This window comes from Micromonospora sp. NPDC049081 (genome assembly GCF_040648835.1).
Lineage (GTDB): Bacteria > Actinomycetota > Actinomycetes > Mycobacteriales > Micromonosporaceae > Micromonospora > Micromonospora antibiotica.
This window is the reverse complement of the sequence record NZ_JBEZEK010000020.1, coordinates 53,201-67,911: the sequence shown is the minus strand read 5'-3', so window position 1 is coordinate 67,911 and position 14,711 is coordinate 53,201. Positions and strand designations below refer to the sequence as shown.

Sequence of the window (14,711 nt, the reverse complement as noted above, 5' to 3'; positions counted from 1 at the left end):
TCAGGGTTTGGCGGACCGGTACCAGGCGGCTGCGCCCGGGTGCAGCGGCAGCGGGGTGGTGGCGATCGCCGAGCGGGGACTCATCCGGCCGGCTGCCGGGTGGGCGGCGGCCAGCTCCGACCGACGTTCCATCAGCAGCCGGGTCACCTCGCGCACCAGGGGCTCCGGCAGGTCCGCCCGGACGATCAGGTAGTTGGGGTTGGCGACCGTGGTGACCGGGTCCACGCCGTATACCGAGCGGGGGATGTCCCGGGAGACGTACACCTCGCGGTAGGCGCGACGTAGCGGCTCGGTCCACTCGCCCAGATTGACCAGCCGGATCGAGGTGGCGTCGGCGAGCGCCTTCACCCCGCGTACCGGCAGGCCACCGGAGAAGAAGAAGGCGTCGATCCGGCCGGACCGCAGCGCGGCCACCGAGTCGTCCAACCCGAGGTGTTCCTGCCGGACCTGGTCGCCGCCGAGCCGGGCCACCTCCAACAGCCGGGTCACCGTGACCTCGGTGCCGGACCCGGCCGCGCCCACCGAGACCCGCCGTCCGCGCAGGTCGGCGAGGTCGCGGATCGGACCACCGGCGGTGGTGACCAGGTGCAGCAGGTCGTCGTAGACCCGTGCCACCGCGAGCACCTTCGGTGGGCCGTTCGGGTGGGTGTCGAGCACGTCGGCCTGGGTGAAGCCCAGCTCGGCGGCACCGGAACCGACCAGCCGGACGTTCTCGGCGGAGGCGGCGGTGACCACCACGCTGGCCCGGACACCGGGCATCTCGCGGTTGAGGACGGTGGCCAGTGACTGGCCGAAGGCGTGGTAGACGGCGGTCGGGCTGCCGGTGGCGATCCGGATCCGGACCGGTTCGTCGGGGGAGTCCTGGCAGGCGACCAGCCCGCCGAGCACCACGACCAGCAGCATCAGCAGCGCTGTGCCGGCGGAGGCGGACCGCCGGCCGCGCCCGGTCCGGCGACGGCTCACGCGGTGCACTCTGCGCCGTCACCGCCCTCGGCGCAAGCTCAGCCGGCCGGTGCCGGGCCTGACCGCCGGGTCAGCCCGCTGCGGGGTGGACGCCTCGACGTCCGCCGCGCTCAGGCCGGGGCGGGCTGCCGGGCGGGGGCCAACGCGGCCCGCTCCATGATCCGCAGCCGGTCCGGACCGTCGGCGACGCTGACCACCAGGCAGCCGGTTCCCGGTCGCAGCAGCGCCGGCACCTCCAACTGGGCCGCCGACCGGACCAGCACGGCGGCCAGTTCCCGGTCGGCCAGCCGGATGCCGAGGATGTGCCGCCGGACGTGCCGGCCGCCGGCCAGCAACGCCGAGCGCCAGGCCGCCGAGGCGAGCCGGGTCCGCCAGGCGGCCCGGGGGGTGGACGAGCCGACGGCGGGGCCGAGCAGTTCCCGCCGTCCCTGCCGCCAGCCGGCCTCGCGTAACGCCGTGTACCCGGGCACCTGCGCCGTCGGCACGTGCAACCGGTGCAGCTCGTAGCGGCGACGCAGGCCACCGGTGGCCACCTCGTGCTCGACGGGGACGCCGAGCCGGACGAGCAGTTGCCGCATCCGCAGCGCGGCGTCCTCCCGGTTGAACTCCACCACCGCCCGCGGTGGGGGTGGCGTCGGGCGGTGCGTGGCGACGGCCGGCGTCGGCGTGCAGCGCACCAGGCAGGCCACCTCGAACGCGTCGGCCAGGGTCAACCAGTCCAGCGGTGGTGGGGACGCCGGGGGGCGCGGCCGGTCGAGCAGGCGGGGTTCGGAGGTCATCGGACCGCTCCTTCTCGACGGGGGTTCCCCTACGGTCGCCTGCCGGTCCGCCCGCCTCCAGCCATCGGCACCGGATTTGAGGAAATCTTGCGTTCCTAGAGTTCGGTCACCACCACGTCGACCTGACGGGGGCGGCCCGCCGTCACCGGCTGCTCCTCGACCGGGTACTTCAGGTCACGCAACGCGCCGATCAGGGCGGTCGCGGTGCGCGGCCGGGCCCCCGCCACCAGCAGGTCGCGGACCAGCCGGCCCTTGGTGGCCTTGTTGAAGTGGCTCACCACCGTGCGTTCCCCCGGCCGGCGTTCGTGCAGCACCCGCACGGTGACCGTCCGGGCGGCCAGCTCCGCCGGCGGCGTCCAGGTCGCCGCATAGGCGGCGGACCGCAGGTCCAGCACCGGGCCGCCGCCGGCCGCCGCCGTCAGCACCGGCGACAACACCCGCCGCCAGTACGCCGACAGCGCCCCCACCCCCGGCAGCCGCGCCCCGATCGGGCACCGGTACGGCGGGATCCGGTCGGTGAGGCGTACCGCGCCCCACAGGCCCGAGCTGACCAGCACCGAACGGCGGGCCGCCCGCAGCGCCCCGGGCGGCAGGGTGGCCAGGCCGAGCGCCTCGTAGAGCACCCCGGTGTAGACCTGCCCGGCCGGTGCGGTGGCGGCCCGGTCCAGCCGGGCGTTGCGGGCCAGCTCGCCCCGCTGACCGGCGGTCAACCCCAGGGCGGCCAGGGCGGCGTCGGCGGCACCGGGCCCGTCCGACCGGCCGGCGGCACCGAGGGCCATCAGCGCGGTCAGCACCTCCTCGCGGGCCGGGGTCAACTCGGGCAGGGAGAGCCGGGTCAGGTCGAGCCGACGACCGGTGCCGGCGTCGGCCTTGCCCTCGGAGGGCGGCAGCAGGATGAGCACCCGGAAAGCGTACGGGCCGAGGTCAGCGCCACGGCCGGACGGCACTCGCCGGGTGGTACACCCGGTATCCGGCGACCTCGACCAGCCGGGCGGGGTCGGCCCCGTCCCCGAGCAGCCCCCGCAGCCGGCGCTCCGCCGGGGAGTCCACCGGCAGCACGTACCCGGGTCGTTGCGCCCCCTCCACCCGCCGCCAGTACGGTCGGTAGCGGTTCTGCCCGGGGGTGAGTTGCCCGTCGAGCACCGCGCAGACCACCCGCTCACCGGTGTCGAAGGTCAACCGGTTGCAGGTCCAGTAGTCGCCGTAGACCTCCCGCAGGCCGGTCCGGCGCACCGCGTCGGCCAGCTCCCGGGCCCGCCGCTGGTCGGCCCGGGGCGCGTCCAGCGCCGTCAGGAACAGCCCGGTCGCCACCACGGCGGTCGTGGTCAACCCGGCCAGCACCGCCGTGGCGCTCGCCCCGACCAGCCGACCGACCACCCCGACGGTGCCCCGCCAACAGGCCACCGCCGCCAGCCACAGCGGCCACAGCACCGCCGGCAGGGAGATCTGCACCACCGCCAGGTAGCGGGCGTTGGCCAGCGGGTCGGTCGCGGCGGGCGGACTGCGGACGTACGACAGCAGGGTCAGGGCGGCACCGGCGACCAGGGCGAGCTGGGCGACGGGCCGGACCCGCACGGCGGTCGGCCGGCCCGTGGTCCGGCGGTAGCCGACCAGGGCGAGCCCGGCGGCGGCGACCAGCAGCACCGGGTAGAGCGCCCCGAACCACTCCTGCCGGCGGGCGCACCCGGTGACCGGGCAGAGGCCGGTGGCCAGCGGCACCCCGGTCAGCAGCCCACCGCGCACCCGGTCGACCAGCGGCGGCGTCGGCCCGGTGCCGGCGCTGAGCTGGCGCAGCACCGACCACGAGTCCGCGCCCGGCGGGGCGACCAGGTTGTCCCAGACCAGCGGGGCCACCCCGACCGCGAACCCGGCCACCAGCAGCAGCCCCGACCAGCCGAGCAACTCCCGGCGGGTGGCGTAGACCAGCAGCACCCCGGCGACCGCCAGGTAGGGGGCGAGCAGCCAGTCGGACCAGAGCGCCGCCCCGGCGCACACCCCGGCCAACCCCGCCGCCGCCCGTCGCCACCCGGGCCGCCGCCACCGGCCCCGTCGCCCCGCCAGCCCCACCGCGATCAGCAGGATCGCCAGCACCATCGGTTTACCCTCGGGCCGCCCGCCGACCACGGTGAGCTGGTCGCGGACCACCCGTTCGGTGCCGAGCGCCAGCAACCCGACGGTGAAGGTGGCGAACCACGGCCGGTAGAGCCGCCGGCTCAGCCGGTGCGACAACCAGAGGAAGAGCGCGTACAACGCGACGAGCGGCAGCCGCAGCACCGGCCAGGACGGTCCGGCCAGCGCCACCAGCGGGGCGGCCAGGTAGGACTCGACCATGCCCATGTAATGCTGCCCGTAGAGGAAGACCGGGTGTTCCCGGCCGGCGGCGATGTGCAGCGCGGCCAGCCCGAAGGTCGCCTCGTCGCTGTTCGCGGCGGGCACCGTCAGCAGGGTCAGAACCAGCCGGTAACCCACCCCGGCCACCCCGAGCAGCAGCGCGACCCGCGCCGGACGGTCCAGCCGTGCGCGGTCGGATGGAACAGGTGTCGACACGACCAACGCCCCCGTCGTCGTCCCGACCGGAGTGTGTCACGCCGGCCGGGCCTCCCGGGCCGGATCGGTCCAGCCGACCCGATGCCGGTCCGCGCCCGCCCGACGCGCCCGCCCGACTCGTCTCCCGTCCGACTCGCTTCCCGTCCGGCTCGGCCCGACTCGTTTCCGCCCGGCCCGGGGCGTCGGGCGTCTGGTGCGTGCGCCGCCGTCCACCTGGCGCTCGACCCGCTGTGCTCCTGGTCGCTCGCCTGGCCGCTGCCGGACTCCTGTGGCAGGGTTGCACCGTGCCCTCCACCACCGCGAGCCAGCTGGCCGTACCCACCCTGCACCGGGCCGCGCGGATCGAGGACGCCCTGCACCAACTGGTCGAGCGCCGGTTGCGCCGCACCGGCTGGCAGCCCAACATCGTCGCGTACGCCGGTTACGGCGCACCCGGTTGGGCCCGGGTGCTGTGCCGGGTGCTGCTCAGCCGCCCCGACCGGCGGCAGGGCCGGCTGGAGAAGGTACGCGGCTGGCGCAGCTTCGCCACCCTGCCCGCCAAACACGTCGAGGTGACCATCGAGGCCGGCGACGGCGTACACACCGCCCGCGCCGACCGCAGCGGCTTCGTCGACACCATGGTCAAGGCCAACTTCGCCCCCGGCTGGGCCTCGGTGCGGCTGCGGGTCGCCGACGCCGAACCGGTCGAGGCCCTGGTCCGGGTGATCGACCCGGAGGTGCGCCTCGGCATCCTCTCCGACATCGACGACACGGTCATGGTCACCGCGCTGCCCCGACCCATGCTGGCCGCGTGGAACACCTTCGTCCTCGACGAGCACGCCCGCACGGCGGTGCCGGGCATGGCGGTGCTCTATGAACGCCTGGTCACCGCCCACCCGGGCAGTCCGGTGTTCTACCTGTCCACCGGCGCGTGGAACGTCGCGCCGACGCTGACCCGGTTCCTGTCCCGGCACCTCTACCCGGCCGGCCCGCTGCTGCTCACCGACTGGGGGCCGACGGCCGACCGCTGGTTCCGCAGCGGCCGGGAGCACAAGCGGGCCACCCTGGCCCGGTTGGCCGCCGAGTTCCCCGACGTGCGCTGGCTGCTGATCGGCGACGACGGGCAGCACGACCCGGAGATCTACCGGGAGTTCGCCGCCGCCCACCCGGAGAACGTCGCCGGGGTGGCGATCCGCCGGCTCTCCCCGACCCAGTCGGTGCTCGCCGGTAGCCTGCCCGTGCCGAACGACCGGCCGTCGTCGGCGGGGCCGGTGGGGCAGAAGTGGCTCTCCGCCCCCGACGGCGCCGGGCTGTGGAAGCTGCTCCGCGACGCCGGCCTGGTCTGATCCCCGGCCCGACCGACGCCCGGTGCGGGTGGGTCAGTCGCGGCGGAGCCAGAGTACGCCGAGTGGGGGGACCCGCAGTGCCACCGAGGCGGGCAGGCCGTGCCAGGGGACGTCCTGGGCGTGCACCGCACCGAGGTTGCCCACGCCGGAGCCGCCGTAGTGCTGGGCGTCGGTGTTGATCACCTCGGTCCAGGTGCCGCCGGCCGGTAGGCCGACCCGGTAGTCCTCCAGCGGGCCCGCGGAGAAGTTCGCCACGCAGACCAGGGTCGCGCCGTCCGGGGCGATCCGGACGAAGGAGACCGCGTTGTTGGCGACGTCGTCACCGGCGATCCAGCGGAACCCGGCCGGGTCGGTGTCCTGCGCCCACAGCGCCGGGGTGTCCCGGTAGGCGGCGTTGAGGTCGGCGACCAGCCGCTGCACCCCGGCCCGCGCCGGATCGTGCAGGAGGTACCAGTCGAGGCCGCGTTCCTCGCTCCACTCCCGGTCGTCGCCCAGCTCGCAGCCCATGAAGAGCAGTTGCTTGCCCGGGTGCGCCCACATGTACGCCAGCAGCGCCCGTACGTTGGCCAGCCGTTGCCAGGTGTCACCGGGCATCTTGGCGGCCAGCGACCCCTTGCCGTGCACCACCTCGTCGTGGCTGATCGGCAGCACGTAGTTCTCGCTCCAGGCGTACGCCAGGGAGAAGGTGAGCTGGTGGTGGTGGTGCTGCCGGTAGATCGGGTCCTTGGCGGTGTAGAGCAGGGTGTCGTGCATCCAGCCCATGTTCCACTTGAAGCCGAAGCCGAGCCCTCCGTCGGCGGTGGACCGGGTGACCCCGGGCCAGGCGGTGGACTCCTCGGCGATCATCACCACCCCGGCGTGGTGCTTGTAGACGGTGGCGTTGACCTCCTGCATGAAGGCGATCGCCTCCAGGTTCTCCCGGCCGCCGTGCTGGTTGGGCAGCCACTGCCCCTCGGGGCGGGAGTAGTCCAGGTAGAGCATCGAGGCGACCGCGTCGACCCGCAGGCCGTCGACGTGGAACTCGTCGCACCAGTAGAGGGCGTTGGCGACCAGGAAGTTGCGGACCTCGCGGCGACCGAAGTCGAAGACGTACGTGCCCCAGTCGGGGTGCTCGCCGCGGCGCGGGTCGGGGTGTTCGTAGAGCGGGGTGCCGTCGAAACGCGCCAGCGCCCACTCGTCCTTGGGGAAGTGCGCGGGCACCCAGTCGAGCAGCACCCCGATGCCGGCGGCGTGCAGCCGGTCGACCAGGTGCCGGAAGTCGTCCGGGTCACCGAACCGGGAGGTGGGCGCGAAGTAGCCGGTGACCTGGTAACCCCAGGAACCGCCGAACGGGTGCTCCATCACCGGTAGGAACTCCACGTGCGTGAAGCCCATCTCGGTGACGTACGTGGTGAGCTGGTCGGCCAGCTCCCGGTAGCTGAGGCCGGGCCGCCACGAGCCGAGGTGCACCTCGTACACGCTCATCGGTTCCCGGTGCGGCTGCCGGCGGGCCCGCTGCTCCAGCCACCGCGCGTCGGTCCACTCGTAGCGGGACCGGTGCACCACCGAGGCGGTGGCCGGCGGCACCTCCGCGTACGCGGCCATCGGGTCGGCCTTGTCCCGCCACCGCCCGTCGGCACCGAGGACGCGGTACTTGTAGCGGGCCCCCTCCGGGGCGCCGGGCACGAAGATCTCCCACACCCCGCTGGAGCCGAGGCTGCGCATCGGCCAGCCGTCGTCGGGACCCCAGCCGGTGAAGTCGCCGACCACGCGCACCCCACCGGCGTTCGGGGCCCACACCGCGAAGGCGACGCCGCCGTCGCGGACCTGCGCGCCGAGCGCCTCCCAGAGCCGCTCGTGCCGGCCCTCGCCGATCAGGTGCAGGTCCAGCTCACCGAGGGTCGGCGGGTGGCGGTAGGGATCGTCGGTGACCCAGCCGTCGACGTCGACCCGGTAGTCGAGCACGCTGCCTTCGACGCGGGCCTCGAAGACGCCGACGTCGTGCACCCGCTTCATCGGGTGCCGGTCGTCGCCGACGAGCAGCGTCACGTCGCCGGCGCCCCGCCGCAGGGTGCGGATCGTGGTCCACCCGTCGGCGGGGTGCGCGCCGAGTAGGGCGTGCGGGTCGTGCGTCGCGCCGGCGATCAGCTGGTCCATCGGTCGTCCTTCGGGGCGGGGTCGGTCGGGGTGCTGCCGTGCGGGGCACGGCCGGTCCTGGAGCCACCGGTCCGGGCGCGGCGGGCCTTGGCGGGGCGGGGCGCGGCGGGGCCGGTCGGCTGGCCGGCCTCCGGGGCGGGGGTGGTGGGCGCGGTGCCGCCGGAGAGTTCGGCGGGCACCTCCGTCACGGTCAACTCGGCTGGTTCCGCGCCGGCCGGCAGCTCGGCCGGTTCCGCGCCGGCCGGTTCCGCGCCGGCCGGGATCTCGGCCGGCGGGGTCGGCGGGCGGCGGACCGTCAGCACGTGCGCCGGTTGCAGGTACGGGTCGAGCCGGACCGCGTTGCGCTGCCCCCACTCGTAGCGGGCCCCGGTCAGCTCGTCGTGCACGGTGAACCGTTCGTGCCAGTCGAAGCCCAGTGCCGGCATGTCCAGGGTGGTGTTGCCCCACTGGACGGTCTGGGAGTCGAACGAGCAGACCACGATGACCGTGTCGCCGGTGTCCGGGTCGTGCTTGGACCAGCACAGCAGCGTCGGGTTGTCGATGTCGTGGAAGACCAGGTTGCGCAGCCGGTGCAGGGCCGGGTGCTCGCGGCGTACCCGGTTGAGGGTGGCGACGAACGGGGCGAGCGAGCGGCCGTGTGCCTGCGCGCCGGCCCAGTCCCGGGGGCGCAGCTCGTACTTCTCGTTGTCGAGGTACTCCTCCGCGCCGGGGCGGGCGACGTGCTCGAATAGTTCGAACCCCGCGTAGATGCCCCAGGAGGGGCTGAGCAGGGCGGCCAGCACCGCGCGGATCTTGAACATCGGCGGTCCGCCGTGTTGCAGGGACTCGTGCAGGATGTCCGGGGTGTTGGGCCAGAAGTTCGGCCGCATCCAGTCGGCTGAGGCGACCAGCTCCTCGCAGTATTCGCGCATCTCGGCAGCCGTCGTGCGCCAGGTGAAGTAGGTGTACGACTGGGTGAAGCCGACCTTGCCGAGCCCGTGCATGATCGCCGGCCGGGTGAACGCCTCGGCCAGGAAGAGCACGTCCGGGTCGGTGCGCTTGACCTCGGCGATCAGCCAGTGCCAGAAGTCGAACGGCTTGGTGTGCGGGTTGTCCACCCGGAAGATCCGCACGCCCTCGCCGATCCAGTGCCGCACCACCCGCAGCACCTCGGCCCGGATGCCCTCGGGGTCGTTGTCGAAGTTGACCGGGTAGATGTCCTGGTATTTCTTGGGCGGGTTCTCCGCGTACGCGATGCTGCCGTCGGCGCGGGTGGTGAACCACTCCGGGTGCTCGGTCACCCAGGGGTGGTCGGGGGCGCACTGCAACGCCAGGTCCATCGCCACTTCCAGGCCCTGCTCGGCGGCGGCGACGACGAAGTCGCGGAAGTCGGCCGGCGTACCCAGGTCGGGGTGGATGGCGTCGTGGCCGCCCTCGGCCGCGCCGATCGCCCACGGCGAGCCGACGTCGTCGGGGCCGGCGGTCAGCGCGTTGTTGCGGCCCTTGCGGTTGACCCGGCCGATCGGGTGGATCGGCGGCAGGTAGAGCACGTCGAAGCCCATCGCCGCGACCCCGGGCAGCCGGTCCGTCGCGGTGACGAAGGTGCCCGAGCGGGCCGGGGCGTCGACGGTGGCCGGGATGGCGCCCTCGGAACGGGGGAAGAACTCGTACCAGGCGGAGAAGAGCGCCCGGGGGCGGTCCACCCAGAGCCGGTGCGGCGTGCCGGTGGTGACCAGCTCCCGCACCGGGTGCGCCCAGAGCAGGTCGGCCAGGTCGAGGGCCGGGGCGACCCGGCGGGCCAGCTCGGCCTCCTTGTCGCCCAGCGCGGCCACCGCCGCCTCGACCCGCCCGACGTCGCCCGCCGGTACGAGCTCCAGGGCGGCGGTCAGCACCCGCACGCCCTCGGCCAGGTCGTTGGCCAGCTCGGCCGCGCCCTGCCCGGCGGCGACCTTCTTGGTCACCGCGTTCTGCCAGGTCAGGTACGGGTCCTGGAACGCCTCGACGGTGAAGGTCCACTCGCCGACGGCGTCCGGGCGGATGGTGGCGTGCCACCGGTCCTGCCCCGGCTCGCCGGGCCGCATCCGGGTGAACGGGCGGGTCACATCGTCGGGGCCGTGCCAGACCACGTTGCAGCCGAGGGCGTCGTGGCCCTCCCGGTAGGCGCGCGCCGACACCGGCACCAGCTCGTCGACCACCGCCTTGGCCGGGTAGCGACCGCAGGCGACGACAGGGGAGACGTCTTCGATCGGGAACCGTCCGCTCACCCGCTCAACCTACTGTGCGAGATCCCTTCGCGCTCAATCAAGCGTCCCCTTCTCCCGCCGACCGTCCCGGGGGACGTTCGCCCAGCTCCGGACACATGGCGTTGCGGGCCGATCACCGCGTGTGTATGGTCGGCCGGGTCAATCGACGGATCATGATCTGGAGGTAGGATGAATCGGCTCAAATCCCGCGCAGTGACCCTCCTGGCAAGCGCCATGATCGTCGGCCTCGCGGTGGTCGCGGTTCCCGGTGGGGTCGCCCAGGCCGGCTACTACCAGTACCGGAAGTGCTCCGACGCGGTCTCGCTCTCCTTCTTCGTCGACAGCACCTCGTCGACCACGCGGTGGCCGCACTCGATCGGCTGGAACAACGTCATGTACGCGGCACAGGAAGCCAATGGCCGCTACCACGTTTCGCTCTGGGACACCTCGGGTGACACCAACGGCTGGGTCAGCACCGCCTGGGTCCGGCCCTGCTGAGCCCGGCCGCCGTACGGCACCGACCGTGACGCCGATGCGGCCCCGTACCCACCACATCCGACGACCCGGAGGTACCCCGTGAGAACGACCAGTAAGCGCGTGTTCGCCCTCCTGGCGGTGACCGCCCTGACCAGCCTCGGCACGGCCGTGGCCACCGGTGGTGCCGCCCAGGCGGCCTACTACCAGTACAGCAAGTGCTCCACCGCCGTCAGCCTGTCCGTGTTCGTCGACAGCACCTCGTCGACCACGAAGTGGCCCCACTCGGTCGGCTACAACACCCGGATGTTCGCGGCGCAGGAGGCCAACGGCCGCTACCACGTCTCGCTGTGGAACGACAGTGGTGACACCAACGGCTGGGTCAGCACCGCCTGGGTACGCCCCTGCTCATAGCCCTCCCCGCCGCGCGCGGGCGTCCGTCCCGCCCGTAGCTCTCCGGCGGTGCTGCCGCATGGCGCAGCCGTGCGGTAGGTCCCTCTCCCCTCTCGGGCCCCTGCCCCGCGTCGGATCCCCTCCCCGTGTCACCTGCCCGGAGACACGTGTGCCCGGCTGACAGCCCCTGCCAGCCGGGCACACGTCGTACCTGCGAGTGAGTGGCGCAGGGTGCCGGCTCCCGCCGCCGGGTAGCGGGCCGCATCCGCGGTGCTGGGCTGGGATGTTCAGGTGGCGGGGGTCGCGGCGACGTACAGGCCGACCCCTTGGACACCGACGATGATCCCGTGGGCCTGGAGGAGCATCACCGCTCGCTGCACGGTCGAGACGCTTGCCGAGTACAGCCGGGCCAGCTCGGTGTAGGTGGGCAGCCGGCTTTCCGGCGGGTACTCGCCCTGCTGGATGCGGGCGTGCAGGTCGGCGGCGATCTTCCGGTAGCCCGTCGGGATGGTCATGGAGCCTGCCTCCGTCCGGCAGTACTTTCGTCGGAGACCCGTATGACTGTCGGGCATTTTTATGCCTGACAGTCATACGACCTTCTGGAGAGTGGTACCCCCGTCGCGGTTACGCATTGTGCGGGCGGGCGATCTACTCCGGGCTGTCGGGCGCCCGGCAGCGGTTCCCGCGCTACGCGGGGGGCTTCGGCGCGACGAACGACCCCTTGCCCTGGTGCACCTCGATCCAGCCCCGCTCATCCAGGATCCAGAGCGCTCGTTTGATCGGGTTGTCGGACGAGCTGTACTGCTGGGCGAGCTGAGCGATCGTCGGCAGTTTGTCGCCGGGTTTGAGCGTGCCGCTGCGGACCGACGCGATGACGTCGTCAACAACCTGTTCATAGACGGGCTTGCGGGGCATGGGACCACCTCTCGTCAGCCGGTCCAGAATCTCACCAGGCGCGACACGGTGTGGACTCTGTGTTGACTCAGGTGCCTTAGGGTCCTAAGTTGGTCCCTGTCGGGAGGCTTCCTCGTCAGCAGCGGAGCGCCTTCCGGCCCCGATTGGCAAGCCGGCACAACCGCCCGGCCGTCGGCCGTGGCCTGCATCTTTGGTGCACCCAGGAGGAAAACGGGATGGATGAGCGTCCACATCAGGGGCTGGGACGAGGGGCGTATCCGGTGCCGGGTGGCCCTGCTCCGCTGCCCGACGGCGACCGGGTGCCGGTGCCGGTCCGGCCACGCCGCGCGGCGGTGCGTCGGCGGCGGTTCGCCTACGGGGTGGCGGTCGCGGTGTGCGTACTCGTGCTGCTCGTGGTGGGGATCGTCCGGTGAGCGGGACGGGGCGGCGGTGAACGAGCTGCCGGTGGGCCGCCGGGTCGCCCAGTGGCGGGTGCGGCGCAACATGACGCAACAGCAGTTCGCCGACCATCTCGGCAAGTCGAAGAGCTGGGTCGACAAGGTCGAGCGCGGGGTGCGCCGGCTGGAACAGGTGTCCAACCTCCGGATGGTCGCCGAGACGCTCCGCATCGACCTGGAGGTGCTGCTCGCCGGGTCGGCGGGGGAGTCGGCGCGACCGGAGACCGCCACCACCGGTGTCGACGCGGTGCTGGCCGCGCTCGCCCGCTACCACGTCGAGCCGCCGGCCCGGCCGCCCGACGTCGCGGAGGTGCGCACCCGCCTGGCCCACGCGGAGCAGAGCTACCGGCACGCCCGTTACCCGGAACTGCTCGTCCTGCTGCCCGGCCTGGTCGATGCCGTCCGCGCGGCGCGGGCACTCCGGCCCGGTCGGGCCACCGACGGGCTGCTCGCCCGGGGGTACGGCCTGGTCGCGCTGGTGCTGCTCAAGGTCGACCGGCCGGAGGTGGCCTGGCTGGCCGCCGACCGGGCGGTGGCCGCCGCGCAGGTCACGAAGGACCCGTGGGTGGCCGCCGCCGCCACGGTGCCGCTGGCCCAGGCCCTGCGCCACGGCGGCCGGCGGCGGGCCGCGATGGAGGCCGCCGCCGTCGCCGCCCACCGCCTCCTGCCGGGGCGTTCCCCGGGCACGCCCCTGGCGACCTCGTCGACGCCCGGTGACGACCGGTCGGCCGACCCCGCGCTGCTCGCCACGCTGCTGCTCCAGGCCGGCCTGGCCGCCGCCGGGCGGGGTGACGGCCGGGCCGCCCGGGATCTGCTCGACCGGGCCGGTCGGGCCGCCCGGGAGGCCGGGGCCGAGGGCGGCGGCGCGGCGGTCGAGGCCGCGCGGGTGGTCGCCGAGGCCGCCCTCGGCGAGGTCACGGCGGCGACGGTACGCCACGAGCGGCTGGTGGCCGGCGACGAGTGGCGGTGGCTGCCCCCTGAGCATCGGGCCGCGTACCTGCTCGATACCGCCCGTGCCTACGTGCTCGACGGCAACCTGCTCCGCGCCGGCCGGGCGGTGCTCGAAGCGGAGCGCACCGCCCACGGCGAGGTGCACCACCGCCCGGCGGTACGCCCCCTGGTCGCCGTGGTGGCCCGTTCCCCCGCCGCCCCGCCCGCCCTGACCCGCCTCGCCGCCACCCTCCACGTCACCTGACAGCCCCAGACAGAGACCTGCGACACGTATCATGTGTATTACGTATCTAGGGGGCTGCCGTGAAGTTGAACAGCAAGGGTCAGGTGACGATCCCGGCGGAACTGCGGGTCCGGTACAACCTGCACGAGGGTGACGAGGTCGACGTGATCGAGGAAGGCGGCGCACTGCGCATCGTGCGCGTCAGTGACGCTGAGACCCGTGGTCAGCGTCTGGTCCGGCACATGCGCGGCAGGGGCAGCGCCCCGGAGGTGCAGGGCATGTCGACCGAGGACCTGATGGACCTGCTCCGTGGGGAATGAACGGATCCGGGCTGTCGCCGCTCGGGTGCCGGAGACGGTTGCCACGCTGGTCGACACCAACGTCCTGCTGGACGTCTTCACCGAGGACCCGCAATGGGCCGACTGGTCGGCTGAGGCCCTGGCCAGCGCCCGCGACGAGGGCATTCTGGTGATCAATCCGATCGTGTACGCCGAGGTGTCAGTGCGGTTCGACGGTGTCGAGGAACTCGACGATGCGCTGCCCGCCACGGATTTCCTCCGCGAGGACCTGCCGTACCCGGCGGGCTTCCTGGCCGGCAAGGCGTACGCGCGGTACCGCCGGCAGGGCGGCTCCAAACGTTCGCCGATCGCCGACTTCTACATCGGCGCACACGCGGCGGTCTGCCGCTACCGCCTGCTCACCCGCGACAGCAGCCGCTACCGCTCGTACTTCCCGACGCTGAAGTTGATCGCGCCCGGCGAGTGACGGCCGTCCGTCGCCTGGCCCGTCCGTCGTTGGCGTAGGGCGGGGTGGCTACCTGTCGCCGTAGTGGTACCGGCAGGCGATGATCTCGACGTCGTCCTTCGTGATGCGGTACACCAGCCGATGTTCGCGATCGATCCGGCGGGACCAGAAGCCGGACAGCTCACCCCGCAGGGGCTCCGGCTTGCCGATGCCCTCGTATTCGTTGCGCATGACGTCGGCGATGAGATCGTTGATGCGTTTGACCAGCTTGCGGTCCGTGTGGCTGAGGTACTGGTTCCACGCCGTCGCGGTGAAGACCAGCCTCACCCGACGTCCCGTACGGTCGTCGGGTCGACCAGTTCCCGCTCGGTGGCGTCACCCTCGTCGAGTTCCGCGATCGATCGGCGCAGGGCCGCCGCGTTGCCCGGACTGCGTAGCAGGTACTCGGTCTCCTTCATCGACTCGTACTCCGCCAGCGGCACGATGACCACCGGCTCGTGACCCGACCGGGTCACCACCACTTCCTCCGCGTCGTTGATGACGCTGTCGAGTTCGGCGGCCAGGTTCTGCCGCAGCTGGGTGAAGTTCACGGTCCGCATGAC

Annotated in this window: 17 protein-coding genes; 7 read left to right on the top strand and 10 right to left on the bottom strand. The window is 73.3% G+C overall.

Translation table 11 applies throughout. The features are described 5' to 3' along the window. From AB0B63_RS24525 to AB0B63_RS24510, 4 genes are all read right to left on the bottom strand, one after another. Positions 1-903, bottom strand: coding sequence for a TAXI family TRAP transporter solute-binding subunit (locus tag AB0B63_RS24525; RefSeq protein ID WP_208569084.1), 903 nt, complete (start codon positions 901-903; stop codon positions 1-3). A gap of 170 nt (positions 904-1,073) precedes the next feature. Next, positions 1,074-1,742: a hypothetical protein gene (locus tag AB0B63_RS24520; protein WP_219469255.1), complete on the bottom strand. Its 669-nt coding sequence runs from the start codon at positions 1,740-1,742 to the stop codon at positions 1,074-1,076. A gap of 95 nt (positions 1,743-1,837) precedes the next feature. Further along, complete coding sequence (gene yaaA / locus AB0B63_RS24515; protein ID WP_357022615.1) at positions 1,838-2,644, bottom strand: peroxide stress protein YaaA; 807 nt, start codon at positions 2,642-2,644, stop codon at positions 1,838-1,840. 22 nt (positions 2,645-2,666) lie between these two features. Further along, positions 2,667-4,295: a hypothetical protein gene (locus tag AB0B63_RS24510; RefSeq protein WP_357022612.1), complete on the bottom strand. Its 1,629-nt coding sequence runs from the start codon at positions 4,293-4,295 to the stop codon at positions 2,667-2,669. A gap of 278 nt (positions 4,296-4,573) precedes the next feature. On the opposite strand from AB0B63_RS24510, the gene AB0B63_RS24505 reads away from it, so the two are divergent. Next, entirely contained in the window at positions 4,574-5,614 is a 1,041-nt protein-coding gene (locus AB0B63_RS24505) for a phosphatase domain-containing protein (RefSeq protein WP_307799553.1), read from the top strand. A gap of 33 nt (positions 5,615-5,647) precedes the next feature. Here the strand turns inward: AB0B63_RS24505 and glgB are convergent, their stop codons facing one another. Further along, positions 5,648-7,750, bottom strand: coding sequence for a 1,4-alpha-glucan branching protein GlgB (glgB, locus tag AB0B63_RS24500; RefSeq protein WP_357022608.1), 2,103 nt, complete (start codon positions 7,748-7,750; stop codon positions 5,648-5,650). After that, on the bottom strand, positions 7,738-9,993 hold the full coding sequence (locus AB0B63_RS24495; protein ID WP_357022605.1) for a maltotransferase domain-containing protein: 2,256 nt from the start codon (positions 9,991-9,993) through the stop codon (positions 7,738-7,740). Before AB0B63_RS24495 ends, glgB begins: the two co-directional genes overlap by 13 nt. A 192-nt stretch (positions 9,994-10,185) precedes the next feature. Here AB0B63_RS24495 and AB0B63_RS24490 point away from each other — a divergent pair, with 192 nt between their 5' ends. After that, complete coding sequence (locus AB0B63_RS24490; protein WP_357022602.1) at positions 10,186-10,470, top strand: hypothetical protein; 285 nt, start codon at positions 10,186-10,188, stop codon at positions 10,468-10,470. Between the two features lie 78 nt (positions 10,471-10,548). Next, positions 10,549-10,860, top strand: a complete 312-nt coding sequence (locus AB0B63_RS24485; protein WP_219469273.1) for a hypothetical protein — start codon at positions 10,549-10,551, stop codon at positions 10,858-10,860. A gap of 266 nt (positions 10,861-11,126) precedes the next feature. Here AB0B63_RS24485 and AB0B63_RS24480 read toward each other — a convergent pair whose 3' ends face one another. Beyond that, positions 11,127-11,354, bottom strand: a complete 228-nt coding sequence (locus AB0B63_RS24480) for a GntR family transcriptional regulator (RefSeq protein ID WP_357022598.1) — start codon at positions 11,352-11,354, stop codon at positions 11,127-11,129. A gap of 172 nt (positions 11,355-11,526) precedes the next feature. Continuing rightward, complete coding sequence (locus AB0B63_RS24475) at positions 11,527-11,754, bottom strand: winged helix-turn-helix domain-containing protein (protein ID WP_357022595.1); 228 nt, start codon at positions 11,752-11,754, stop codon at positions 11,527-11,529. Between the two features lie 215 nt (positions 11,755-11,969). Between AB0B63_RS24475 and AB0B63_RS24470 the strand changes: the two genes are divergently transcribed. From AB0B63_RS24470 to AB0B63_RS24455, 4 genes are read left to right on the top strand one after another with little or no spacing between them, the layout of a single operon-like run. After that, positions 11,970-12,167, top strand: a complete 198-nt coding sequence (locus tag AB0B63_RS24470; protein WP_357022593.1) for a hypothetical protein — start codon at positions 11,970-11,972, stop codon at positions 12,165-12,167. Between the two features lie 16 nt (positions 12,168-12,183). Then, positions 12,184-13,386 (top strand): helix-turn-helix domain-containing protein, encoded by a 1,203-nt coding sequence (locus AB0B63_RS24465; protein WP_357022590.1) that lies wholly within the window; start codon positions 12,184-12,186, stop codon positions 13,384-13,386. Positions 13,387-13,445: 59 nt separating this feature from the next. Further along, positions 13,446-13,685, top strand: a complete 240-nt coding sequence (locus AB0B63_RS24460; RefSeq protein ID WP_208569022.1) for an AbrB/MazE/SpoVT family DNA-binding domain-containing protein — start codon at positions 13,446-13,448, stop codon at positions 13,683-13,685. Then, positions 13,675-14,130, top strand: coding sequence for a type II toxin-antitoxin system VapC family toxin (locus AB0B63_RS24455; protein WP_357022587.1), 456 nt, complete (start codon positions 13,675-13,677; stop codon positions 14,128-14,130). Before AB0B63_RS24460 ends, AB0B63_RS24455 begins: the two co-directional genes overlap by 11 nt. 48 nt (positions 14,131-14,178) lie before the next feature. Here AB0B63_RS24455 and AB0B63_RS24450 read toward each other — a convergent pair whose 3' ends face one another. Continuing rightward, a complete protein-coding gene (locus tag AB0B63_RS24450; RefSeq protein WP_208569020.1) occupies positions 14,179-14,436 on the bottom strand; it encodes a Txe/YoeB family addiction module toxin in 258 nt (85 codons plus the stop codon). Beyond that, on the bottom strand, positions 14,433-14,708 hold the full coding sequence (locus AB0B63_RS24445; RefSeq protein ID WP_357022583.1) for a type II toxin-antitoxin system prevent-host-death family antitoxin: 276 nt from the start codon (positions 14,706-14,708) through the stop codon (positions 14,433-14,435). The genes AB0B63_RS24450 and AB0B63_RS24445 overlap by 4 nt, the downstream gene beginning before the upstream one ends. Between the last annotated feature and the right edge of the window lie 3 nt (positions 14,709-14,711).